We start from the raw sequence: 23,016 nt of genomic DNA on the forward strand, positions 1-23,016 counted from the left end.
TCAAAGTTAAGATGATGGTATGACAATTTTATATACTCCATAAACCCTTTAAATTAATTAGGTGGTTTATGTCGCACTTCAAGTTTTACTCTGCCTGGTTTATGTCGCACTTCAAGTTTTACTCTGCCATGTCATTTACGCTTTATATGCAACCTTATTTTACTTTTGATACTTTTTCATAAAATAGCCACGTACTATTTTAAATAAACAACAATATAATTTTTTCATTTTTTTTAAAAATAGAAATCCAACTTAACAATTAAAATGATCCACCAGATTTAAATATTAATGATTCACATACATACCCTCCCTCACTTCATTTAAATTCAGCATTTATTTATGCTTTTAGAATTAAACTCAGCATCTATACTTATCTTCCACCCCCAATTTTTTCTTTATTTATACCTTTAAAATTTGTAAAAGTCTCATCAATAGACTTCCTACATCCCCCTTTACTCTCCTATGAGATGAAATAAATAGGTTAGGAATAATTATGAAAGACGTTTATTCCAATTTTATACATTTTAAATACAAATTAAATTCATATACTAACAGCACATTAAAATATTTTATAGTTAATTTTTTATAATAATCTCATATATAACATTAAGTAATATTAGAATATTATATTGTTATTCACCCTATTTATAAAAAACAAATAAAGCCATTTAATTACAGTCCATTACCAGTATATTTTTTATTTATTATTTACATTAAAAAGAATAGAAACACATCATTTATTTATTAATAAATTATTTCTTTTAATTTATTAGAGTTGTTTATTACAACAGTCTTACCCAAAAATAAAGATAGGACGAAAAAAATGGCTAATCGAAGTAATGAGAATGAAACAGAACATTCAAATCGCGGATTTGCAAGTATGGATCCCGAGAGACAACGTGAAATAGCAAGTAAAGGTGGTCATGCCGCGCATGAAAGTGGGCATGCTCATGAATTCACCTCAGAGGAAGCCCGTGCAGCCGGTCAAGCTGCTCATAGAAGCGGACATGCTCATGAATTTACCTCGGAAGAAGCGCGTGAGGCAGGTGCGCGCAGCCATATGAATACACGCGGTCGCAGCCGTTATGATGACGACGATGACCGTGGTGGTCGCTCTGGTCGTAGCCGTTACGATGATGATGACCGTGGTGGCCGTGGTCGTAGCCGTTATGACGATGATGATGACCGTGGTGGCCGTGGTCGTAGCCGTTATGACGATGATGATGATCGCGGCGGTCGCTCAGGTCGTAGCCGTTATGATGATGACCGTGGTGGTCGAGGTCGTAGTCGCTATGACGATGATGATGACCGTGGTGGTCGAGGTCGTAGCCGTTATGACGATGATGATGATCGCGGCGGTCGCTCAGGTCGTAGCCGTTATGACGATGATGATGACCATGGTGGCCGAGGCCGAGGTCGTAGTCGTTATGATGACGATGATGATCGCGGCGGTCGCTCAGGCCGAAGCCGCTATGACGATGATGATCGCGGCGGTCGCTCAGGCCGAAGCCGCTATGACGATGATGATGATCGCGGCGGTCGCTCAGGCCGAGGTCGTAGCCGTTATGATGACGATGATGATCGCGGCGGTCGCTCAGGCCGAAGCCGTTATGACGATGATGATGATCGTGGCGGTCGCTCAGGCCGTGGTCGTAGCCGTTATGATGACGATGATGATCGCGGTGGCCGTTCAGGCAGTGGTCGTAGTAGAAATACTACGCAAAGACGCGATGAATATGGCCGATTTACATCTGGCTAATCGCGACCTGCTTCATTTAAGAAAACTTAACAACTCAAATAAATATAATTCTAATTCAATCACATCCTATCAAGCGTAGATTAATCTACGCTTTTTTATGCAAACAATAAAAATACAAGAAGAACCCTAAAAAATTTCTTCCCCTTAAATCACAAGAATTAAAAGACAAGAAAAATGGTATCGCTTTTGAACCATGCAAAACAAAAAACCAATCCTTTTAAAATTAAAAAGATTGGTTTAAAGCTATTGAGATGATGGAGTTAAGCTAAGGACGTAAACGGTTCCAGGCATCACGTGAGGCATGTTTAGCCTCTTCCCAGGTTAGACGGGACTGCGCTTTTGATCCTTCCCACTTGGCACGAAGATCCGGCTCTACGTCTTCAAACCGCTTGCTTGAATCATACGCAGATACATCTTCATAACCTACCCGATAGGCGTGATGATAATCCCGATCATAGTCCAAATCAGGATAAGTATTTTGGCTGGACTTATAATAAGGTTGATTAACACTGTTTTCACGCCAATACGCATCTTCAACAGTGGGATCAATCGCCTCGCCTACTGCATGGCCGGCCACACCGCCAACAATTGCACCCACTGTTCCTCCGACAATAGCTCCGATTGGACCACCTGCACTACCGATTGCGGCACCTGCGGCAGCAGCACCCGCAGCACCTACACCTGTTCCTACTGGATGTGATTCATCTGTATCTGGATCATTATCTACATCCTTTCTTACATCATTTGGATCGGCCATTTTTTTCTCCTTATAACAATAGGGTATTGAGGAAAATAAGCTGGTTATAGCCATTTTCACCTAGAGTGTTTCTATTTAAAAAAACGTCCAGGTTCGGTTCTTTAATCACGATCATCATTGGTATTGAGGTATTGATCTAGACGTTTGAGCTTATCTTATGCACAGGACTCACCCATGTACTACCTTGCTCATTCTTTAAATTTCCCATATTTTCATCTTTATTTCTTTCATATATGGAATAAAGAATGACTGCAATGATGACCACGACAATGACAGCGATTATGATTTTCACATCTTTTGAGTTCATATTATTCTTCACTTTTGATTAATGTGGATGAATAGAAATAATGAGACTATAAATCTGGAAAAACTCTTCACAAAGAACACTTCCTGAGTATTAATCAATAATCAGAACAGAAAATCCAAGTCTTTTTTCTGTGGTCTTTGCGGATTTTTAACTTACTGATTCTATTGTTTATGCTGAATCTTTTGAGTATTTTCTTGTGTAGCCATTTTATTTATCTCCTATGGTCTGAATTACTGCACACCTACAGCTTTATTCACTCTACTCTTTATATTTCATTGACCAAGCTTATATCTGTTTCAATTCTCTTCAATGTAAATCCTTTTATTTTATGTGGTTGATCTATATTAGAAGAGTGTTACGTACTTAACATTTATTCTTTAAAGTTTGACAAAAATAAATACAGCAAAATATAAAAGGCATAATAACCAGGCGATGAAATTCTATCTGATGCTTTAGAGATTTTGCTAAAATATGAGGCATATTCTACCTACAGGAAATTCATGTTTAGCTTCTGAATTTTTAAGATTAAGAAAGAACTCTTTTTAAAAAATTAAATATATACATTCAAGAAGTATTTTAAATTCCAACTTAATGAAAACCATGCAAAGAAAAATTAAACATGTGTTCTTGTTATATTGAGGAGATAAATTGGAGCTTCTTTTCTTAAGCATCGTTACAATATTGAATTAACAGATTCAAAAATTTTTGCCTTTCACATTTACTCAAGCTTTATTTTGTGAATAGAATTATAAGTATAAATGGCAAAGCAAAATGTTATGTTCCAGAAATTTAGACTCTTGTTGTGGTTCAAACTTTCTTTAATGTTTGATATTTATAACTTTCGTTTTCGAAATTTGACTACGGGTGAGATCAATCTTGCACGTCAAATTTTCGGTAATTTAATCAATTACGATGACGTTAAAATATTTAATATCAAATATCTTCCCTGGCAACCCGTAAACATGTATATAGCACCGAATGGCAATATCTTTATGAACAACGAAAATTTTTGTGAAGACTTTTCCCAGCGATCCAAAGCAATGCAAGGTCTGTTCATACATGAGATGACTCACGTTTATCAATACCAGTCCAATATCAATGTTCTCTTGCAAGGTGCTCTATTACAGTCCGGATATTTTTTGAGTTTTAAAAAATATAATCCTTATCAATATGACTTTATTGAAAGCAAACCCTTTCATACCTATAACATTGAACAACAGGGCGAAATTGCAAGAGACATATTTTTTAAAAATATTCCTAACATTATTTTAAATAATCAGCACATAGTGCATTGATTTTTTCTGCTCATTTTTTAATCTTTTTTTTATTTATATATTTGATTACTCATTTTATCCTTCTTTGCATCTCTCATCGCACCCATCATCTTGTTTGATTTTCTAAAGATGTAATTTTTTCGTCCAGCCAGCTGATTGCTTTAAAAACGAGCGAGATCATGATCTCCAAAAGTATCAGGTTATAGCGCTATTTGATCCAACTAAAAGCTATTTACAAAATTGCTGGGTATTCATAATGACTTGAGATGAATGGACTGATTTTTAGCCATCTCTCTACAAGCTTTAATATGTATAATTTTGTGTATAACTCTTAACCACACCCACCTATCTAGCCTTAAACCGCCTGGCAGTTGTCCACCCGTAGTCAAGATATAAGTTTTACTTCAATTAATTGATTTAAAACATTTAAAAAGAATTTCACTCCAAAATCATTTCATTCAATCATGCTAATTCATTAACAACATGGCCATTTTTGCAGCCATGCTGTATTTTTTTGTCTAAATTCAGATTTTTTTTTGTTTTTTTCTCTACAAACGATGCAATTCGTATATAGTATCGAATTGCTAATTATTGATTAATACTTCTATTTTATTTGTCGTCACGTACACAGCATTGAACCCATAACCATAATAAATCTAGGTCTGTGTATACATCCCTATAGGTAATAGGATTAAGTTGGAATGAAAAGTTTTAAAATTGCCCTTGCACAATTCTCTCCGCATATTGGCAATATCGAAGCAAACACTCAAAAGATGCTTGAACAGATAAATGAAGCCAAAAAACAAAAAGCTGATTTAATTCTCTTCCCGGAGCTTTCCACTGTAGGCTACCCTGCTGAAGATTTATTACTCCGTCCTAGCTTGGCAAAACGCACGCAAAAAGCATTTGAGCAGCTCAGCCAAGTCAAAGATATTGTGATGGTCTTTGGTTTTGTCAATCAAACTGAAGATGGTCAGCGTTATAACGCTGCAGCCGTAATGAAAGATGGACAAGTACTGGGCGTTTACAATAAACAGAACTTGCCAAATTACAGTGTATTTGATGAAAAGCGTTATTTCAGCGAAGGCCATCAACACCTTGTTTTTGAATATTTAGGTCATAAATTTGGCGTGCTGATTTGTGAAGATATCTGGTCACTTAATACCGTTCATCAATTATCACAACTGAATGTTGAAACTGCTTTGGTGTTAAATGCTTCACCTTATGAAGTGGGCAAACCGCAACATCGCCTGACCACCATGAGCGAACTGGCGAAACAGTTGAATATTAATCTGGTGTATACCAACCAGATCGGTGGCCAAGATGACCTGATTTTTGATGGCACCAGTTTTGTGATCAATAAAGATGGCGGCATTGCTTTACAGGCAGCAAGCTTTAAAGAAGATCTTTATTACGCCGAATATGAAGCGGAACAAAAAGCCTATAAAGTCGGAACAGTGATTCCAGCTTTAGATACGCTGGCTGAAATCTATCAGGGTCTGGTTTTAGCGACTCGCGATTATGTTCAGCGCTCTGGTTTTCCTGGCGTAATTCTGGGCTTATCGGGTGGCATTGACTCGGCATTAACACTGGCAATCGCAGTTGATGCCATTGGTGCAGATAAAGTCCAGGCAGTGATGATGCCTTATACCTACACCGCGCAAATCAGTGTAGAAGATGCAGCCGCACAGGCCAAAACCATGGGTGTAACTTTCGGTATTGCTGAAATCAATCCAATCGTGAACAGCTTCATGCAAACCTTGTATCCATTCTTCGGCAACAGTCCTGCAGATGCAACTGAAGAAAACCTGCAAGCCCGTGCTCGCGGTACCTTACTGATGGGCTTGTCGAACAAGTTTGGTAATCTGGTTTTATCTACCGGCAACAAATCTGAACTTTCTGTAGGTTACTGCACCCTGTATGGCGATATGGTTGGCGGTTATGCCGTGCTGAAAGACGTGTATAAAACCATTGTGTTTGAACTGGCGAAATACCGTAACAGCATTTCAGAGACCCCGGTCATTCCAGAGCGTGTCATTACCCGCCCACCTTCTGCAGAACTGCGTCCAGACCAGAAAGACCAGGACTCTTTACCTGCCTATGAAGTGCTGGATGCGATTCTGTATGCTTATATTGAAGAAGATATGAGCCAAGATGACATTATCGCCAAAGGTTTTGAAAAAGAAGTGGTGGAAAAAGTCATTCGCCTGGTAGATCGCAATGAATATAAACGCCGTCAAGGCGCGATTGGCCCGCGTATCAGCTCACGTGCATTTACCCGTGAACGCCGTTATCCAATCATGAATGGATGGGCACCAGGTGTCTAAGCAGGACTTGGCCCAACAGTTTGCTCAAGCGCTTATGCTTGAGCAAACCCGCTTTATTAAAAAACAATTATTAGCAGAACAACATAATCCCTATATTGAAAAATTTGTTCATCATATTTATACCTCTTCAGATCAGATTCTTTTAAAACAGATTATTCAACTTGAAGCGCTACAAGATGTCGTTCAAAAATATGCCTTTGAACTAAATTTAGGCGCCGAAATTTTAGAATTCATCGGGGTGGTTTCACAAAAAATTCATCATTTTGCTATTAACAGCCACACTCAAATTAATGAGCTACTGTCTGATGAATCATTTGAATTATGGATGTATAAAATCCTCGAACTGGATCAATTACGTCATTACATCCATGACAACTTGCAGCACAATCCGCAAGTCAAACATGTCAGTTTACAGCTAGCAAACCAGATTCTTGAAAGCAATACCCCATGGCTGGATCATCTGCGCAAGTTGAATACCCATCAACATGGTTTGGGTTCTAAAATTCTGGGTTTTATTCAAGACCAGCAGCAGCATATTGAACTGAAACTGGAACAGCAACTCGCTCAGGCACTGGTCAAACAACTTGGTCATATCATCTTGCTTCCTAATGAAGAGCTTGCCGATATTGCGCTGCATTTGTGGGAAGATGTAAAGCAAAGATCGCTTAAAGAAACCTACTCACAGTTCCAAGCAATCGACTTTGAAGACTTTTTTATTCTAGTTTACGAAACCTGGCGTCAGTTAAGGCAGTCTGAATACTTGCAACAGGTGGTTTTGGACGTGGTTGCCGGTTTCTATAATTATTTTGCCAACTACAACTTACAGGAACTGTTGCAATCTGTAGGACTGAATGAAGCAGATTTACATCAAGAAGCACGACGCTTCCTGCCCTACACCCTTCAGGTCTTGGAACAGCAAGGTTTATTGGATGGCATTATTCAGGAATTGATTTCACCCTTCTATTCAAGTGAAACTACCCATCAATTTATCGAGCAATACCTTCAAGAGAATTTGTAATTATTATGAAGGGTCGGTGTAGTCTATAAACGGATGATCAACAGACCTTTTTTTCTTTTGAGAATCAATCTGACTTTTTTGATTCACAAAAAAAGAGACCATGCTGAGAGCATGGTCTATAAAAATGGTGGCTATGACGGGACTTGAACCTGTGACCCCCGCATTATGAGTGCGGTGCTCTAACCAACTGAGCTACATAGCCGTAAACTGTGTGCGCATTATCTAAATTTCGACAACTAGCGTCAAGCCCTTTATTTTACGAGTGTTCAGAGTTTGAGCGTTTTATTTTTTTTCAGTTAATATTTAAACAAAACGGCTATTTATTCAGGCTCTTTTCTATTTTAAGCTTAAAATTAAGGTACTGAAATATTGAGATAAAATGCATCCATTCAAATTCCTCGTTATGGGCTTAATGACACTCCTGAGTAGCTCATGCCAGCTGATTTCACCCATATTCGTTGACTATAATGGGGTTCGCATGGATGTGGCACGATGGATCAACAATCAACAGCTTTTGAGCATGCAGCAAAAGCGTAGCCTTGCCCAGCTCAGCAAAGCACAACAAAAACTTTATCGAATTGAACAGATTCCGCAAGACCAGAAATTAGCCATTGCCACGCAAAACCAGATTGCCCTATATTGTGCCCGGTTACATCTTACTGAAAATAAAATCAGTCAGTTGCAAAACATTATTTTTGGGGAAAATGAAAAAGTCGCTATTTTGCAAAAATATGCTGAAGAATTTCCTAAAGTAAAACTCGATGCTAGTGCAATTCAATGTGAATAATCTATTTTAAAGACAAATTTTACCCATAAAAAAAAGACCACGCTTTTATAAACGTGGTCTATGAAAATGGTGGCTATGACGGGACTTGAACCTGTGACCCCCGCATTATGAGTGCGGTGCTCTAACCAACTGAGCTACATAGCCAAAACTGTGCGCGTATTATCTATTTCAGGCAGCTTGATGTCAAGAAATATCACGCAATAATTGTAAAAAATTTAATGAAGTGAGCCGATAAGCCGGGTTCTGTCGTGAACGATCATTCCTCTAGGCGTACAATCACTCGTACGCTCAAGCGACCTACCCGAATCCAGCACGGGCCGTGCCTGAAGGATTCCTATTTGGTCTTGCTTCTGGTGGGGTTTACCTTGCCGTGAACTGTTACCAGACACGCGGTGCGCTCTTACCGCACCCTTTCACCCTTACCATCTCTCTTGGTCTCCCCGAAAGGAGATTGCAAAGATGGCGGTCTACTCTCTGCTGCACTTGCCGTCGGCTTTCACCGCCCAGGCGTTACCTGGCACCCTGCCCTACGAAGCCCGGACTTTCCTCCCCTGCTTCAATCACGGAGATCTCCACAGCAGCGATCGTCTGGCTCACTTCGGGGCGTATGCTAACAAATTTCAGCACTAATTACTGGTGCTTTTTTGTGCAATCAGCTTTTTATATTTTTCCATCAGTTCATCTTCCGATTCCACATGCTTGGGATCATGCGGAATACAGTCGACTGGACAGAACAATTGACACTGCGGTTCATCAAAGTGCCCCACACATTCGGTACATAAGTCCGGGTGAATTTCATAAATGACTTCACCCATGTATATCGCCTCATTCGGGCACACCGGCTCACACACATCACAATTGATGCATTCATCGGTAATATATAAAGACACGCTACCAACCTTGCTGTTGTTTCCGCTTAAAGGCCTCCACCACAGCTTGAGGGACAAACTGTGCCACATCACCATTTAAGCGGGCAATTTCACGTACCAAAGTAGATGAAATAAAAGAATATTGCTCTGAAGGGGTTAAAAATACCGCTTCAAAACCTGAATCCAGGCGGCGGTTCATGTTGGCCAGTTGAAATTCGTACTCAAAATCCGATACGGCACGTAATCCACGCAGCACAGCTGTTGCTTTCTGTTCACGGAAAAAATTGACTAACAGACCATCAAAACCCACAAATTCTACATTAGGCAAATGACTGAGCGATTTCTTCGCCAACTCCACTCGCTCTTCCAAACTAAAGACTGGATTTTTATGATGACCGATGGCAATCGCCACTACAACTTCATCAAACATTTTCGCTGCACGTGACACCAAATCGATATGTCCATTGGTAATTGGATCGAAAGTGCCTGGATAAATGACGCGAGATTTAGTCATCCATTTTTACTCTAGTTTTTAGTAGAGCCCTATTTTAACAAAAACTTCTTTTTTTAGTGAACAATCTCCTTAATTTTGAAAAAACTTCACCTGAGCGCGAGTTTGAGGCAAAATAGAGTCAATATTGGAATATGCGTATTATGTCGAAATCAATCGTAGTTAAAAAAAATACTGGTGGCACCATTGCGCAGAACAAGCGTGCTCGCCATGATTATTTTATTGAAGAGAAATTCGAAGCCGGTCTGTCCTTACAAGGTTGGGAAGTCAAGTCCTTGCGTGCGGGGCGGATGACCATTACCGAAAGTTATATTCTTTTTAAAAACAATGAAGCGTTTTTGTTTGGTGCGCAAATCCAACCCCTGTTATCGGCTTCGACACACGTGGTGCCTGAAGCCACCCGCACACGTAAATTGTTGCTTTCGCGTCGTGAAATTGAAAAGCTGCTAGGTGCGGTGAATCAGAAAGGTTATGCCTGCGTACCCTTGGCCTGTTACTGGAAAGGTCCATTGGCCAAACTGGAAATTGCTTTGGTGAAAGGTAAACAGTTGCACGACAAACGCGCCACAGAAAAAGACCGTGACTGGCAACGCGACAAGGCCCGGATTTTCCACAAGTAATTTTGCACAAAAAAAACCTCCAGCCGGAGGTTTTTTATTAAACAAATACTTCAAGGCATTATTTGAATTTATTTAACAACAGTGCAATATATTCCCCAAACCAGATAGCTGTGTCCAAGTCACCTTGTGGTGGTGTGACCTCTACCGGGGCATTATCCGACTGGGTCATAAGACCTAAAAAGCCCGACATCCGGTTCAGGTCCTGCGAACCACGTCCAGTCGGCATCAGCGGCAAACCTGCCCATAGCATGCCATGCTGCATGGCAAACAGGTTAATCTGCTGCAATACCGCCAATTTGTCACCACTCAATCCGCCACCATTGGTAAATCCTGCTGCAATCTTGCCTTGCCAGGTCCGTGCCAGCCAGCGTTTGGAAGACTGCTCCATAAATAACTTCAAGGCAGAGGTAATGCTGCCCATATATGTCGGACAACCCAACATGATGGCATCAGCCCGATCCAGAACCTCCCAATCCACCTGCTCGATGTTCATGCAATGTACCTGAATACCGGTTTGCTTGGCCCCTTGAGCAATAAAAGAAGCAACCTTTGCGGTATGGCCATAGGGGCTGTGATAAACGATGGCAAGAGATTTAGAAGATAAAGACATATCAATAAAAACAATAGATTTTAATCAAGTTTAACAGTTTCAGGCCATAAACACGAATGTCGCCATACGCCCGGTTTTGGCTGCACGGCGATATGAAAAATATTCATCTGTCTGTGTATAGGAGCATTGATCGCCGCCTAGCACAACTTCAACCCCATGTTGCTTTAAGATAAATCGTGCAATGGCATATAAGTCAGCAAAAAACTTGCCTGCTTTTTCACCCGCCTTAAAAGCGCTGTCCAGTTCAGGATATTTGGAACAGAAAGCTGTTTTAACTTCTTCGCCAATTTCAAAACAAGGCTGGCTAATGGCTGCGCCCAACCATGCCCAGGTCGGCTGGGTCTGCATGGCTGCAATGGTATTTTCCACAATACCATGCGCCAGACCGCGCCAGCCGGCATGCAAATTCGCTATCTCCGTTCCATCGGCATTACCCAGTACCACCGGCAAACAATCCGCAGTCATCATCATTAAGGCATGTGCTTTACGCTGAGTCACCACTCCATCCCCTTCCAGGGCCTGAAAAGGAATTTCTTCATTGATGGTATGGCAGATGGTGCTATGCGTTTGCGTCATCCAGGTGACTTTATCTACCCCGAATTCGGCAAACTGTTGCAGCAAGGCCATACGGTGCTGCTGTACACGTTTTGCATCATCACCCACATGCAAGGCCAGATTAAATCCTGCCAATTCAGCTTGTGCAGAAGGCTGAGTTTTTTCATGATGCACTCGCGTCTGCCCAACCCACACACCTGATGGAAGCCCTTTAACAAATCGCATGTCAATTTCCTTGTGCTTTTCCTTATGATTCATACCCAGCCATAAAACCGCTTAGTAGGCTTTATTTTCACTGCGCAATACCTCAATCAACTGCGCAAAATCCTCTGCCCATGGTGCTTCAAACATCATTTCTTCACCGCTACGTGGGTGAATCAGCCCAAGTTTTGCTGCATGCAAGGCCTGACGTTTAAAGCCGCGTAAAGTGTCGGCCAGTAATTCTGAAGCACCTGCCGGTACACGGACACGATTCATATAAACCTGATCACCAACCAGACCAAAGCCCAGATAACTAAAATGTACACGAATCTGATGGGTACGGCCGGTTTCCAGACGTGCCTGCACACGGGTGAAATGCTGAAAGCGTTCTTTCACGTTGTAATGGGTCACTGCATCGCGACCGCCTGGCAATACAGCCATTTTCACGCGATCGACCGGATGGCGCTTGATTGGCTCATCAATCGTGCCACCGGCAATAATGTTGCCGTACACCACCAGATCATAAAGACGGTATACCGATTTCTTTGCCAATTGCTTGCTTAAAGAAAACTGGGCTTCCAGATTTTTCGCCACCACCAGCAAACCGCTGGTGTCTTTATCAATACGATGTACCAGACCGGCACGGGCCAGTTCGGCAGATTTTGGATAATGATACAGCAAGGCATTCACCAGTGTACCGGTCGTATTTCCCGCACCTGGATGGACCACCATACCCACCGGCTTGTTAATGACAATAATATCGTCATCTTCATACACCACATTGAGGGGAATATTTTCCGGCAAACTTTTGGTTTGTACTTCCAGCTCGACATCCAGTGTGAGCAGCTCATTGCCTTCACATTTATACTTGGGTTTGACAGTGTTACCATTTACCAACAAATGGCCATCTTTCAGCCACTGCTTCAATTTTTCACGGGAAAATTCATTCCAGATGAGTGCCGCTACCTGATCGATACGTTGCCCCAAATAACTTTCATCCAATTGAAATTTCAACGATAAACGTGTTGCAGTAGAGTCTGAAGTATGGTTATCTGCATCCTCAGAATCTTCAAGTAAATTGAAATCAGTTTCAGGGAAATTAGAATTAGAAGATTGTGCTTGACTCATTTGCTCATTCAGACAAAAGTGGTTTAATAGCGCAATTGTAGCTCATTGCCAGTATTAACAGAGGAATTTTTATGTCGTTACCACGTTATAAAATGACAATGCTTGCTTTATCTTTAGGCGTTGCGTCGGCAATAGTGGGCTGTAGCAGTAATCCAAAGAAAGAAGTTGTGGACACAGGACCGCAGTCTAGCGAGCAAGTGTATATCCAAAAAGCAGAAAAAGCGCTTGAGCGCGGACAATATACCGATGCGGCCAAACATCTTGAAGCTATAGATACCTACTATCCAACAGGTGACTATGCACAGCAGGCACAACTGGAATTGTTATACGTTAAGTTTCAACAAAAAGATTATGAAGGCGCTGTTGCCCTGGCTGAGCGTTTTATCCGCTTAAATCCGCAACATCCCAATGTGGATTATGCCTACTATGTTCGTGGTGTAGCGAACATGGAACAAAACTATGACGGTCTGCTCCGCTATACCTCGTTAAAACAGTCGCACCGTGATGTCAGTTATTTAAAAGTGGCTTATCAGAACTTTGTCGATTTCATCCGCCGCTTCCCATCGAGCACTTATGCTGTCGATGCGGCACAGCGCATGAAATTCATCGGCACGGAACTGGCTGAAAGCGAAATGAACGCGGCACGTTTTAACATTAAGCGTAAAGCATGGCTGGCTGCCATCGAGCGCTCACAATGGGTGGTGGAACACTATCCACAAACCCCGCAGATTCCTGAAGCTTTAGCCACCATGGCTTATGGCTATGACAAATTGGGAGATCAGCAAACTTCACAGCAGTACATTGAAGTGTTAAAGCTGAATTATCCGCATCTGGTCAAAGCAGACGGTAGCGTGAATATGCGTGCCGCGCATAATGAAGGTAGCTGGGTTAACCGCGCTACTTTAGGTATTTTTGGCCGTGAAGCAAAAACCTCTACCGAGGCAGAGCAACAGCAAATTTCAGAACAGTCTGAAAAGCGCAGTCTCACCAACCGTTTAAGTTTTGGTTTGCTGGATCGCCCTAAAACTGAAAGCAGCATTCCTGCTGCACCAGAGCAACAGCCTCAAGCAGAAACGCCGACACCAGCACCCGGCGCAGAATAAGCCCGGCTTATTGTTCGCATTTTCATGAAGGGCAAGTTATGATACTTGCCCTTTTGCGATTTCAATGCATCATATTGATCATTTTGCGCAAAAGGTATACAAATTACTTTTAACCGAATCACGCAATTTTTACTTGCGTATATTCTGACGGCTTATTGGTCACTCATTTAAATAGATTACAACCCGATTGCATACCTATGGCTATTCCTCAACACACGATTGATCAAATCCTGGATCGTACCGATATTGTCGATCTGATTGGTCAGCGCGTGAAACTCAAGAAAACCGGTCGCACCTATTCAGGTTGCTGCCCTTTTCATCAGGAAAAATCGCCATCTTTCCATGTCTATCGCGACAAGCAATATTTTCACTGTTTTGGCTGTCAGGCCAACGGCAACGCCATCCGCTTTTTAATGGACATTGACGGTCGCAACTTTATCGACGTGATGAAAGACCTATCGAGCCGTACCGGGATTGAACTGCCGAAAGACAATAACGACAGCAATAGAATTAAATATAAACGTGAAGCAGTAAAACCTGCGCCCACAGCACAGCTGAAAGAACAACCGAAAAGCACCACCGATCAAGCACAGAATGCAGCACTTGACGCACATTTTGATCCTTTTGCAGAATTTCAGGCCCAGGAAAACGACTACTATGGCGACCCTTTTGCATCCTTTGAACAGATGCCAATGGAAGAAACCCCACAAGACGGCAACCTGTTTGATCTGCTGGAAAATATTGCCCAGTATTACCAACGCCAGTTACCGCAAAGTGCCAGTGCACAGCAATATTTTAAACAACGTGGCTTAAGTGCAGAGACCATTGACTATTGGCGCTTAGGCTATGCACCTGAAGATTGGCAACACCTGGAAAAAGCTTTTCCACAGGATATTGAAGGTTTAAAACTGCTGGGTCTAATCCGCACCAGTGACAATGGCCGTGATTTTGACCTGCTGCGTGACCGGGTCATTTTCCCGATCCGTGATGCCAAAGGCCGTGTGGTCGGTTTTGGTGGCCGAGCCTTAAATGACGAAATCAAACCGAAATACATCAACTCGCCTGACTCTGAAGTGTTTCATAAAAACCAGTTGCTCTATGGTTTATATGAAGGCCGCAAACAGAAAGCCCAAGACTGGCTGATGGTTGAAGGCTATATGGATGTGATAGCCTTGCAGCAATATGGTATCTCCGGTGCTGTAGCAACTCTGGGAACGGCGAGTAACACCGAACACCTGAATATTTTATTCAAACAAAACAACCGTATTACCATTGCTTTCGATGGTGATGCTGCCGGACAAAAAGCTGCCCGCCGTACACTCGAGATTGCCCTGCCGCTGCTGAATGATGGCCGCGAACTCAAGTTTTTTGTGCTGCCCAATGATCACGACCCGGATTCTCTGATTCGCCGTGAAGGCATTGAAAACTTCCATCGCCTGTTACAGCAAGCGCCATTACTCTCCGATTTTGTTTTTGCTCATCTCACCCAGAATCATGATGTGACCAAGCCTGAAGGCAAAAGTCAGGTCATGGGCGAATTACGCCAACTGACCGAACTGTTGCCAAAACAGGGGTCCTACCGTTATTTATTACAGCAATTTTTCCGGGAAAAATTGGGCTTTAGCCGCAAATGGCAACCGCAAGTCAATAATGACGCATCCTTAAGCTTCAGTACCAAGATTGATGCCGAAGAATATGTCATTGCGATTTTGATGAACCACCCCTATCTGTATATTCATTTTGAACCGCTACGGGCCTTAATTGCGCAGGATCAACTGCTGTTTAAAATTTTAAATATTTTCAATATCATTTTTGATGATTTACCTGATGATACCGAGCTGTCGCAGTATTATGTGTTAGGGGCTTGTGCAGCTTATCACCATGATCTGCAAAATATTTTGCTACATGCCAATGTCAGTGATTACACTTCTTCACCTGAACAAGCCGATAAACTGGCGGAAGATTTTTCCATTAAACTGCAATACCAGTGCCTGCAACAAAAACTTAAATCGAAGAAATTTGCTAGCATTGCCGAAATGCGCAATCTGAAACAGAAAATTTATGAGATTGATAAAAAACGCTCGCTCACCCTGCTGGAAGACTAAGCGAGCGGCAGTCATTTACAGCTTAAAATTCGTGTTTGGTATTACGCCGTTTGGCAAATACTTCTTCTAACTGTTCACGCATCGATTCAAAACATCCCGGATCTTCCGCCTTGGCTGCCTGTCGCAACAAGATAGAAGTCGGATGCAGTAATTTTTGTGTCAGCCGGTGCGAAAATTCCTGCAAAACCTGCTCCGGATTGTCACCCTTGGCTATACGGGACATTGCCAAAGTCAGTTCTTCTTGCCTGAGTACTTCACCCTGTGCACGATAAGCCTGAATGGTACTGCCAGCATTTTTAATTTTTTGCTGCGTGAGCAAATCCGTAGCCAACTGGTTGACCATCACCTCGGCTTCAACCGCCGCTTGGCGGCGTTGGGCAAGATTGTCATCAATCACGCTCTGTAAATCATCGACGCCATAAAGATACACGCCATCCAGGGATTCTACTTTGGGATCAATATCGCGCGGAACGGCCAAATCCACCAACAGCATTTGCTGATAACGACGCTTTTTCAACGCTGTTTTAACATCTTGATAGGAAATAACCTGATGCAAACTTCCGGTACAGCTTGAAATGACATCTGCCCGGTGCAAATTTACCGCCAGTTCGGAAAACTCGATAATTTCCACATCAACACGATGGGCAATTTCCTGTGCCAGATTTTCTGCACGCGCACGGGTCCGGTTACAAATCAGGATTTTTCCCACACCCATTTCCGCTAAATGCTTCGCTACCAGACTGTTCATTTCCCCTGCAGCGACCACCATCACGGTCAGTTTTTCAGGTTTGCTAAAAACCTGCAGGGCCAGCTGGGCAACGGCATAGCCCATCGAAACCGCATGACTCCCCACTGCGGTTTCCGAGCGCACACGTTTGGCTGCATAAAAGGCATATTCAAAAATCCGGTTTAAATCCGGCGAAACGGTATGTGCATCTTTAGCCAGAGACAATGCAGATTTTACCTGTCCCAAAATTTGCGGTTCACCCAGCATCAGTGAATCCAGACCGCTGGCCACCCGCATTAAATGGGTCACTGCCTGCGCATTTTCATAACGATATACATGATTAAACAATTGTTTAACATCTAGGCCATTTGCTTCGGCGAGCCAATTCATTACCATGTCTGCATTTTCAGACATGGCATAAACTTCGGTGCGGTTACATGTAGAGACCACTACCATATCATTCAGGTCATGGTTTTGGCTTTGCTGGGCAAGCAAGTGCATTAATTTTTCAGGATTAAATGCAATCTGCTCACGCAGTTCTACAGAGGCGGTTTGATGGTTGACACCCAATGCAAAGAAAGACATATCAGATCATCATTTCGCTAAATTTATGCTATTGTGCGGTATTGGTGTCATAAAAAGCATTACTTGGATCAAGAAAAATTGCGTCAAACAAATAGCCGGATAAACGGCACGACAATTAAGCAATATTCTACCACATTCTTACTTGTGGGTAGCATGGCTTCCAGTGCTCATATTAGAGCATCTGGAGAAATTTATCATGCCAATTCAAACTATAATGCCATAAAACAAAGCATGATTGCTGAATTTGCACTGACCTATCATGACATTCCCACAGCATTACACAACTACACCGTGCTTGCAATTAAAAGCAATTCCACCACGGTTAAACAACGCGCCTTAAATGTTGCAATTGAACAGGATGACCTGAAAGCGGCCCTGGATATTGCCACCCATTGGGTGGTACAGGAACCAAGCGACGTACCGGCTTTATTTTATCTTTCACATATTGCCTTAAAAGCCCATGAATATGAACTGGCCGCAGAAACGCTGGACAAGATTTTAAAGATTGACCCTAATGCAGACCTGGAAAAAATTCTGGTCGGCATTGCGCCGGAAGATCCTGAAGATCGCGATTATTTAATTGATGCCTTGCGTAAAAGCAAAGAGCGGGACAATCCTTCGGTACTGGTGCTCATTGCAGGTTTAGAAGCACAAAACGGACAGCTGGAACAAGCGCTGACCACCATCAGTCGTGCATTAAAAAAGCGTGCCAATGTGACCGGCTTTATTTTAATGAAGGCCAATTTGCTCAGTGCCCTGGGAAATGATGAAGAAACCCTAAAATGGTATAACAAAGCCAGCCGCAAACATAAAAACAATATAGAGGTTCGCTTAGCTGAAATTAAATATTTGATTAAGCTAGATAAATCAGAAGAGGCACTCAATAAACTCGAAAATTTGCTAAAAAAATGGCCCCATGAAGAAGAAGCACTGTTTATTGCCGGTTTGACCAGTATTGACTTGCAACAATACGAAAAAGCTGAAAAGTATTTAGTCGAGTTACGTTATTCTACTCAATATCAAAATGAAGCCTATTACTATCTGGCAGTCAATGCTGAAAGAAAGCAACATTTTGAAACGGCAAAAGCCTACTATCGTCTGGTAGATGGCAGCCTGTACACAGTTTCACGCCGCAGCATGATTAATATTTTTTCTGCCCAGAACCAGCCTACCGATGCACTGCGCTTCCTGACCCAAGAACGGGTTAATTACCCGCAATATGCCAGTTTTCTCTATCAGGCTCAGGCCGATATTTTAAAACGCATGGACAATAAAAAAGCAGCGATACGCCTGCTCGATGAAGCCATTAAAAACATTCCGGATGATCCGGAACTGATTTACTCTGAAGTGTTATTGCTCGATGCTTTTCAAGACCGGGAAAAACTTGATAAATTATTGAAAAAATTACTCGAAATAGAGCCCAATAGCCCGACTTACCTGAATGCCTATGCCTATACGCTGGCACTGCAAAACCGGCGTTTAGATGAAGCCCGCCAGTATGTCGAACACGCCCTGGAATTTGCTCCCGAACAAGCCTCTATTTTAGATACTTTAGGCTATATCACCTTTTTACAAAACGACTTTAAAACCTCGGCTCAAGTGTTAGAGCAAGCCTATAAATTAAGTCAAAACGTGAAAATTGGAGTGCGTTATGCAAAATCTTTATACATGCAAGGTGAGCTGACAAAATTTAGTAAAGTGTTACAACAATTACAAAAAAATCATCCGAATGATCCGCAATTAGAGCAATTGAAATCGTTACTGTTACCGCAACCCATGAAAAAGAGTTAACTATCTGTATGCACATTTTTTCTAAATTCAGTTTAAGCCTGATTGCAGCAAGCACGCTAATCCTGAGCGGTTGCCAACAATACACCCAACCTCAAACACCGAATGTTGCCCAGATTCCTGAAGCGGCAAAAAACTTCAATCTGCAAGGTAAAATTGGGGTAAGAACACCGGGACAGTCTGGCAGTGCATTTTTCACCTGGGTACAACAGCAGGATGAATTTGACATCGAGTTAAGCGGAATTTTGGGCGTGGGTAAAACCCAGATTTCAGGCCAACCCGGTAATGTTACCCTCAACAGTGCTAAAACAGGTTTGATTCAAGCCGACACACCTGAAGAATTATTGCAGCGTGCCACTGGCTGGCAAGCCCCTATTACCCACCTAGTCGATTGGGTACAGGCCAAACCAGCAACCACACAGGCAAAAATCAGTAAAGATGAGCAAAACCGTCCCATTCAGTTTCTGGAAGATGGCTGGACCGTTGATCTGAGTTATAACGAGCAGGCGCAGCTGCCAAACAAGCTGATTCTCAAACAACTCCTTGAGTCCGGTCAGGAAAACCGTATTACAATGCTCATTCAAAACCGTTAAGCCTATTCAAAAGTTCAAAATTCTATGATTCGTGTTCCTTCTCCTGCCAAGCTTAATCTTTTTTTGCATATCACTGGTCGTCGCGAGGACGGCTATCATGAATTGCAAAGTATTTTTCAGCTGATTGACCTGTATGACTGGCTGGAATTTAGCCAAACAGCAAGTCCTGAAATTAGCATTGATGGATTAAGCAGCGTCGATTTAGAGCACAACCTGATTTTCAAGGCCACACAGATTTTAAAGCCGTATGCAAAAGCATTTTCGGGCTTAAACATCCGCATTGAAAAAAACATTCCCATGGGTGCAGGACTTGGCGGTGGCTCCTCAAATGCGGCCACCACCCTGATTGTGGTCAATCAGTTATGGCAATGTGGCTTAAACATTGAGCAGCTGGCCGAACTGGGGCTAAAACTCGGTGCCGATGTGCCCATTTTTGTTCATGGCCGGAATGCCTGGGCAGAAGGCATTGGTGAACACTTAACATTCATAGACTTAGATCAAAAACAATACATTGTGTTAAAACCTGATTGTTTTATCAGCACTCAACTGCTTTTTTCACAAAAAACGTTGACAAGAGACACGAAGCCTACTAAATTTTGCGCCTATCAGTTAAAGCCATTTAACTTTGGAAATAACTTTGAGCCTTTGGCAAGAAGCCTATATCCTGAAGTTGATGAAGCGATGCAGTATTTAGACCAGTTCGGTATTGCAAAACTTACAGGTACAGGTGCTTGTGTTTTCACTGAAGTAACTGCCGATATGAATATTGATGAGATTTTAGCTCATTCACCATGTAAAGCTTACTTGGTCAATAGTTTAAATGAATCACCATTACGTCATTTCAAGGTTATATGATAGGGGCGTCGCCAAGTGGTAAGGCACCGGGTTTTGATCTCGGCATCCGTTGGTTCGAATCCAGCCGCCCCTGCCATCATATTCATCTGTAGATTACTGTATTAGGGGCGTCGCCAAGTGGTAAGGCACCGGGTTTTGATCTCGGCATCCGTTGGTTCGAATCCAGCCGCCCCTACCATTTAAACTTATGGTTTAAATCACAATATAGCAATCAAATTTAGGGGCGTCGCCAAGTGGTAAGGCACCGGGTTTTGATCTCGGCATCCGTTGGTTCGAATCCAGCCGCCCCTGCCATTTTTCTCAAAAAAGACAGTACAGTATTTGCATGTTCATTTGTTAATTCACCTTGACACAGAACAGCAAAAATATTAAAGTTCTGCCGCATTAGGGGCGTCGCCAAGTGGTAAGGCACCGGGTTTTGATCTCGGCATCCGTTGGTTCGAATCCAGCCGCCCCTGCCATCTATTTTCAAACATTCCAACCGCCAAGGGTGCTTCATGCCCAATCTTGTCGTTTTTAGTGGAACTGCACATCCACAATTCGCCCAAAAAGTCGTAAGCCATCTGCACATCCCTTTAGGTGCAGCATCTGTAGGTCAATTTTCTGACGGTGAAATCGCTGTCGAAATTACTGAAAATGTCCGTGGTAAAGACGTATTCCTGGTACAACCTACTTGCGCCCCAACGAATGACAACCTGATGGAAGTCCTCGTTATGGCTGACGCTTTGCGCCGTGCAAGTGCAGGTCGTATCACTGCTGTCATCCCTTACTTCGGATATGCTCGTCAAGACCGTCGTCCTCGTTCAAGCCGCGTACCAATCACTGCAAAAGTTGTCGCAGACATGCTGACAACTGTGGGTATTGACCGCGTAGTAATGATCGACCTTCATGCTGACCAGATTCAAGGTTTCTTCGATATCCCTGTAGACAACATCTACGGTACTCCTGCATTACTTGCTGACCTTCGTCAACAGCAACACCATAACCTCATGGTTGTTTCTCCAGACGTTGGCGGTGTAGTTCGTGCCCGTGCTGTAGCAAAACAAATGGGTGATATCGATCTTGCAATCATCGATAAACGTCGTCAAAAAGCCAATGAATCACAAGTGATGCATTTGATTGGCGATGTTAAAGATCGTGACTGCGTTATCGTGGATGACATGGTGGATACAGCAGGTACCTTATGTAAAGCTGCTGATGCACTTAAACAGTTTGGTGCGCGCCGTGTAGTTGCTTATGCAACTCACCCGGTACTTTCTGGTAAAGCAATTGAGAACCTGAAGAATTCTGTAATCGACGAACTCGTTGTCACAGATACCATTCCTCTGTCTCAAGAAGCCCAAGAACTTGGTAAGATTCGCCAGGTTTCAGTCGCCAGCATGGTTGCTGAAACAATTCGTCGTATTAACAACGAAGAATCTATTAGCGCAATGTTTGATTCTTATCTATAATATAGCGCTAAATTTTCAAAACCCTGCTTCAAGCAGGGTTTTCTATCGCTGAGCTGGTCGAAAACTCAGCTTAATTAAACTTAAATAGGAATGTCTATCATGGCAAACTTCGTATTAAACGCAGCAGCACGTGAAGAAGCAGTACAAGGGAAAGGTTCGAGCCGCCGCCTTCGTCTTCAAAACAAAGTACCAGCAATCATCTACGGTGGTGCTGCTGAACCTGTAGCAGTTACTTTAGAGCTTCGTGAACTTGTTAAAGCGCTTGAAAGCAACGCTTTCTTTGAAGAAGTTGTTGAAATTAAAGTTGGCGACAAAGTTGAAAGCGTTAAAATCCAAGCTTTACAACGTCACCCAGCTAAAAACACTCCAATGCACGCTGACTTCAAACGCGCATAAGTGTTAACGGTGTAAATTAGTGTCAAAACTTTCGCTAATTGTTGGTTTGGGCAATCCTGGTAAGGAATACGCCCAAACCCGCCATAATGCAGGCTTCTGGTTCGTTGAACGCCTTGCAGAACAATATGGCATCTCTCTCAAAGCCGATCCTAAATTCTACGGAATCAGTGGTCGAGGTAATATCGAAGGTCAGGACGTTCGTCTGCTGTTACCCACAACCTTTATGAATGCCTCTGGCAAAAGTGTTGTACCCTTCGCCAAATTCTATCAAGTTGCTCCTGAATCAATGCTGATTGCACATGATGAACTGGATATGGACCCTGGTATCATTCGCCTGAAAACAGGTGGTGGTCACGGTGGACATAACGGTTTGCGTGATATCGTTCCGCATATAGGCCCTAATTTCCATCGCTTGCGTATCGGTATTGGGCACCCGGGTTCCAAAGAACGCGTATCGGGTCATGTCCTGAGCAAAGCTCCGAGCAGCGAACAAGGTTTAATGGATGACGCTATTGCACATGCTTTATCCCGCATTAAATTGCTGGTGAACGGTGACATACAGCCAGCCATGAATCAAATTAATGCCTACAAACCGAACTGATCATTCTACAAATAATTGAATTTTCCTTCTTGCCATGTTGCTTTTTTCGGAGCAAAATGCGCTTTCTGCGGATTACTGATCCAGTAAGA

The 23,016-nt window shown here is 42.6% G+C and carries 21 protein-coding genes, 6 tRNA genes and 1 other RNA gene; 18 read left to right on the forward strand and 10 right to left on the reverse strand.

Translation table 11 applies throughout. The features are described 5' to 3' along the window. Window positions 1-823 precede the first annotated feature (823 nt). A complete protein-coding gene (locus tag BLP85_RS08635) occupies window positions 824-1,759 on the forward strand; it encodes a KGG domain-containing protein (RefSeq protein ID WP_092819714.1) in 936 nt (311 codons plus the stop codon). Between the two features lie 265 nt (window positions 1,760-2,024). Here the strand turns inward: BLP85_RS08635 and BLP85_RS08640 are convergent, their stop codons facing one another. After that, entirely contained in the window at window positions 2,025-2,516 is a 492-nt protein-coding gene (locus BLP85_RS08640; protein WP_092819715.1) for a hypothetical protein, read from the reverse strand. Window positions 2,517-3,581: 1,065 nt separating this feature from the next. Between BLP85_RS08640 and BLP85_RS08645 the strand changes: the two genes are divergently transcribed. The 3 genes from BLP85_RS08645 to BLP85_RS08655 all read left to right on the forward strand — a co-directional run bounded on the left by BLP85_RS08645 (window position 3,582) and on the right by BLP85_RS08655 (window position 7,442). Next, on the forward strand, window positions 3,582-4,118 hold the full coding sequence (locus BLP85_RS08645; RefSeq protein ID WP_409449183.1) for a hypothetical protein: 537 nt from the start codon (window positions 3,582-3,584) through the stop codon (window positions 4,116-4,118). Between the two features lie 680 nt (window positions 4,119-4,798). Then, on the forward strand, window positions 4,799-6,424 hold the full coding sequence (locus BLP85_RS08650) for an NAD+ synthase (protein ID WP_092819716.1): 1,626 nt from the start codon (window positions 4,799-4,801) through the stop codon (window positions 6,422-6,424). Beyond that, the gene (locus tag BLP85_RS08655; RefSeq protein WP_228143277.1) at window positions 6,417-7,442 is read left to right on the forward strand and encodes a hypothetical protein; all 1,026 of its coding nucleotides are present in this window, start codon (window positions 6,417-6,419) and stop codon (window positions 7,440-7,442) included. Before BLP85_RS08650 ends, BLP85_RS08655 begins: the two co-directional genes overlap by 8 nt. A gap of 125 nt (window positions 7,443-7,567) precedes the next feature. Here BLP85_RS08655 and BLP85_RS08660 read toward each other — a convergent pair. Further along, window positions 7,568-7,644, reverse strand: a tRNA-Met gene (locus BLP85_RS08660). Between the two features lie 177 nt (window positions 7,645-7,821). On the opposite strand from BLP85_RS08660, the gene BLP85_RS08665 reads away from it, so the two are divergent. Beyond that, window positions 7,822-8,229 (forward strand): hypothetical protein, encoded by a 408-nt coding sequence (locus tag BLP85_RS08665; RefSeq protein WP_171259687.1) that lies wholly within the window; start codon window positions 7,822-7,824, stop codon window positions 8,227-8,229. A 67-nt stretch (window positions 8,230-8,296) separates the two neighbouring features. On the opposite strand, the gene BLP85_RS08670 is transcribed toward BLP85_RS08665, so the two are convergent. The 4 genes from BLP85_RS08670 to coaD form a co-directional block, all read right to left on the reverse strand. Continuing rightward, a tRNA-Met gene (locus BLP85_RS08670) sits at window positions 8,297-8,373 on the reverse strand. Between the two features lie 72 nt (window positions 8,374-8,445). Next, window positions 8,446-8,829: RNase P RNA component class A (gene rnpB / locus BLP85_RS08675), an RNA gene on the reverse strand. Window positions 8,830-8,855: 26 nt separating this feature from the next. Beyond that, window positions 8,856-9,119 (reverse strand): YfhL family 4Fe-4S dicluster ferredoxin, encoded by a 264-nt coding sequence (locus BLP85_RS08680; protein ID WP_092819718.1) that lies wholly within the window; start codon window positions 9,117-9,119, stop codon window positions 8,856-8,858. A 1-nt stretch (window position 9,120) separates the two neighbouring features. Continuing rightward, window positions 9,121-9,612 carry a pantetheine-phosphate adenylyltransferase gene (gene coaD / locus BLP85_RS08685; protein ID WP_092819719.1) on the reverse strand — a complete coding sequence of 164 codons (492 nt, stop codon included), beginning with the start codon at window positions 9,610-9,612 and terminating at the stop codon, window positions 9,121-9,123. Between the two features lie 140 nt (window positions 9,613-9,752). On the opposite strand from coaD, the gene smpB reads away from it, so the two are divergent. Next, window positions 9,753-10,229: an SsrA-binding protein SmpB gene (gene smpB / locus BLP85_RS08690; RefSeq protein ID WP_092819720.1), complete on the forward strand. Its 477-nt coding sequence runs from the start codon at window positions 9,753-9,755 to the stop codon at window positions 10,227-10,229. 58 nt (window positions 10,230-10,287) lie between these two features. On the opposite strand, the gene BLP85_RS08695 is transcribed toward smpB, so the two are convergent. Genes BLP85_RS08695 through rluD form a run of 3 tightly spaced genes read right to left on the reverse strand, consistent with a single transcriptional unit; the run spans window position 10,288 to window position 12,723 of the window. Continuing rightward, window positions 10,288-10,839 (reverse strand): flavodoxin family protein, encoded by a 552-nt coding sequence (locus BLP85_RS08695; RefSeq protein WP_092819721.1) that lies wholly within the window; start codon window positions 10,837-10,839, stop codon window positions 10,288-10,290. Between the two features lie 39 nt (window positions 10,840-10,878). Beyond that, window positions 10,879-11,619 (reverse strand): peptidoglycan editing factor PgeF, encoded by a 741-nt coding sequence (gene pgeF / locus BLP85_RS08700; protein ID WP_092819722.1) that lies wholly within the window; start codon window positions 11,617-11,619, stop codon window positions 10,879-10,881. Window positions 11,620-11,670: 51 nt separating this feature from the next. Continuing rightward, entirely contained in the window at window positions 11,671-12,723 is a 1,053-nt protein-coding gene (rluD, locus tag BLP85_RS08705; protein ID WP_092819723.1) for a 23S rRNA pseudouridine(1911/1915/1917) synthase RluD, read from the reverse strand. A gap of 71 nt (window positions 12,724-12,794) precedes the next feature. On the opposite strand from rluD, the gene BLP85_RS08710 reads away from it, so the two are divergent. Together BLP85_RS08710 and BLP85_RS08715 are read left to right on the forward strand one after the other, a co-directional pair. After that, window positions 12,795-13,826, forward strand: coding sequence for an outer membrane protein assembly factor BamD (locus BLP85_RS08710; RefSeq protein WP_092819724.1), 1,032 nt, complete (start codon window positions 12,795-12,797; stop codon window positions 13,824-13,826). A 197-nt stretch (window positions 13,827-14,023) separates the two neighbouring features. After that, window positions 14,024-15,931 carry a DNA primase gene (locus BLP85_RS08715; RefSeq protein ID WP_092819725.1) on the forward strand — a complete coding sequence of 636 codons (1,908 nt, stop codon included), beginning with the start codon at window positions 14,024-14,026 and terminating at the stop codon, window positions 15,929-15,931. A gap of 22 nt (window positions 15,932-15,953) precedes the next feature. On the opposite strand, the gene hemA is transcribed toward BLP85_RS08715, so the two are convergent. Then, window positions 15,954-17,243 carry a glutamyl-tRNA reductase gene (gene hemA, locus BLP85_RS08720; RefSeq protein WP_092819726.1) on the reverse strand — a complete coding sequence of 430 codons (1,290 nt, stop codon included), beginning with the start codon at window positions 17,241-17,243 and terminating at the stop codon, window positions 15,954-15,956. Window positions 17,244-17,321: 78 nt separating this feature from the next. Between hemA and BLP85_RS08725 the strand changes: the two genes are divergently transcribed. The 10 genes from BLP85_RS08725 to pth all read left to right on the forward strand — a co-directional run bounded on the left by BLP85_RS08725 (window position 17,322) and on the right by pth (window position 22,927). Beyond that, window positions 17,322-19,034 carry a tetratricopeptide repeat protein gene (locus BLP85_RS08725; protein ID WP_092819856.1) on the forward strand — a complete coding sequence of 571 codons (1,713 nt, stop codon included), beginning with the start codon at window positions 17,322-17,324 and terminating at the stop codon, window positions 19,032-19,034. 8 nt (window positions 19,035-19,042) lie between these two features. After that, complete coding sequence (gene lolB / locus BLP85_RS08730; RefSeq protein ID WP_092819727.1) at window positions 19,043-19,624, forward strand: lipoprotein insertase outer membrane protein LolB; 582 nt, start codon at window positions 19,043-19,045, stop codon at window positions 19,622-19,624. Window positions 19,625-19,648: 24 nt separating this feature from the next. Further along, on the forward strand, window positions 19,649-20,479 hold the full coding sequence (gene ispE, locus BLP85_RS08735; RefSeq protein WP_092819728.1) for a 4-(cytidine 5'-diphospho)-2-C-methyl-D-erythritol kinase: 831 nt from the start codon (window positions 19,649-19,651) through the stop codon (window positions 20,477-20,479). Between the two features lies 1 nt (window position 20,480). Continuing rightward, window positions 20,481-20,555: transfer RNA gene (locus tag BLP85_RS08740), tRNA-Gln, on the forward strand. A gap of 27 nt (window positions 20,556-20,582) precedes the next feature. After that, window positions 20,583-20,657 (forward strand) — tRNA-Gln (locus tag BLP85_RS08745). A gap of 41 nt (window positions 20,658-20,698) precedes the next feature. Continuing rightward, window positions 20,699-20,773, forward strand: a tRNA-Gln gene (locus tag BLP85_RS08750). A 92-nt stretch (window positions 20,774-20,865) separates the two neighbouring features. Next, window positions 20,866-20,940: transfer RNA gene (locus BLP85_RS08755), tRNA-Gln, on the forward strand. A gap of 36 nt (window positions 20,941-20,976) precedes the next feature. After that, window positions 20,977-21,930: a ribose-phosphate pyrophosphokinase gene (locus BLP85_RS08760; protein ID WP_086196840.1), complete on the forward strand. Its 954-nt coding sequence runs from the start codon at window positions 20,977-20,979 to the stop codon at window positions 21,928-21,930. Between the two features lie 99 nt (window positions 21,931-22,029). Continuing rightward, a complete protein-coding gene (rplY, locus tag BLP85_RS08765) occupies window positions 22,030-22,326 on the forward strand; it encodes a 50S ribosomal protein L25 (protein ID WP_092819729.1) in 297 nt (98 codons plus the stop codon). 19 nt (window positions 22,327-22,345) lie between these two features. Beyond that, the gene (gene pth / locus BLP85_RS08770) at window positions 22,346-22,927 is read left to right on the forward strand and encodes an aminoacyl-tRNA hydrolase (protein ID WP_092819730.1); all 582 of its coding nucleotides are present in this window, start codon (window positions 22,346-22,348) and stop codon (window positions 22,925-22,927) included. The last annotated feature ends 89 nt before the right edge of the window (window positions 22,928-23,016 follow it).

The sequence above is a fragment of the Acinetobacter kookii genome (genome assembly GCF_900096895.1).
Taxonomy (GTDB): Bacteria; Pseudomonadota; Gammaproteobacteria; order Pseudomonadales; family Moraxellaceae; genus Acinetobacter; species Acinetobacter kookii.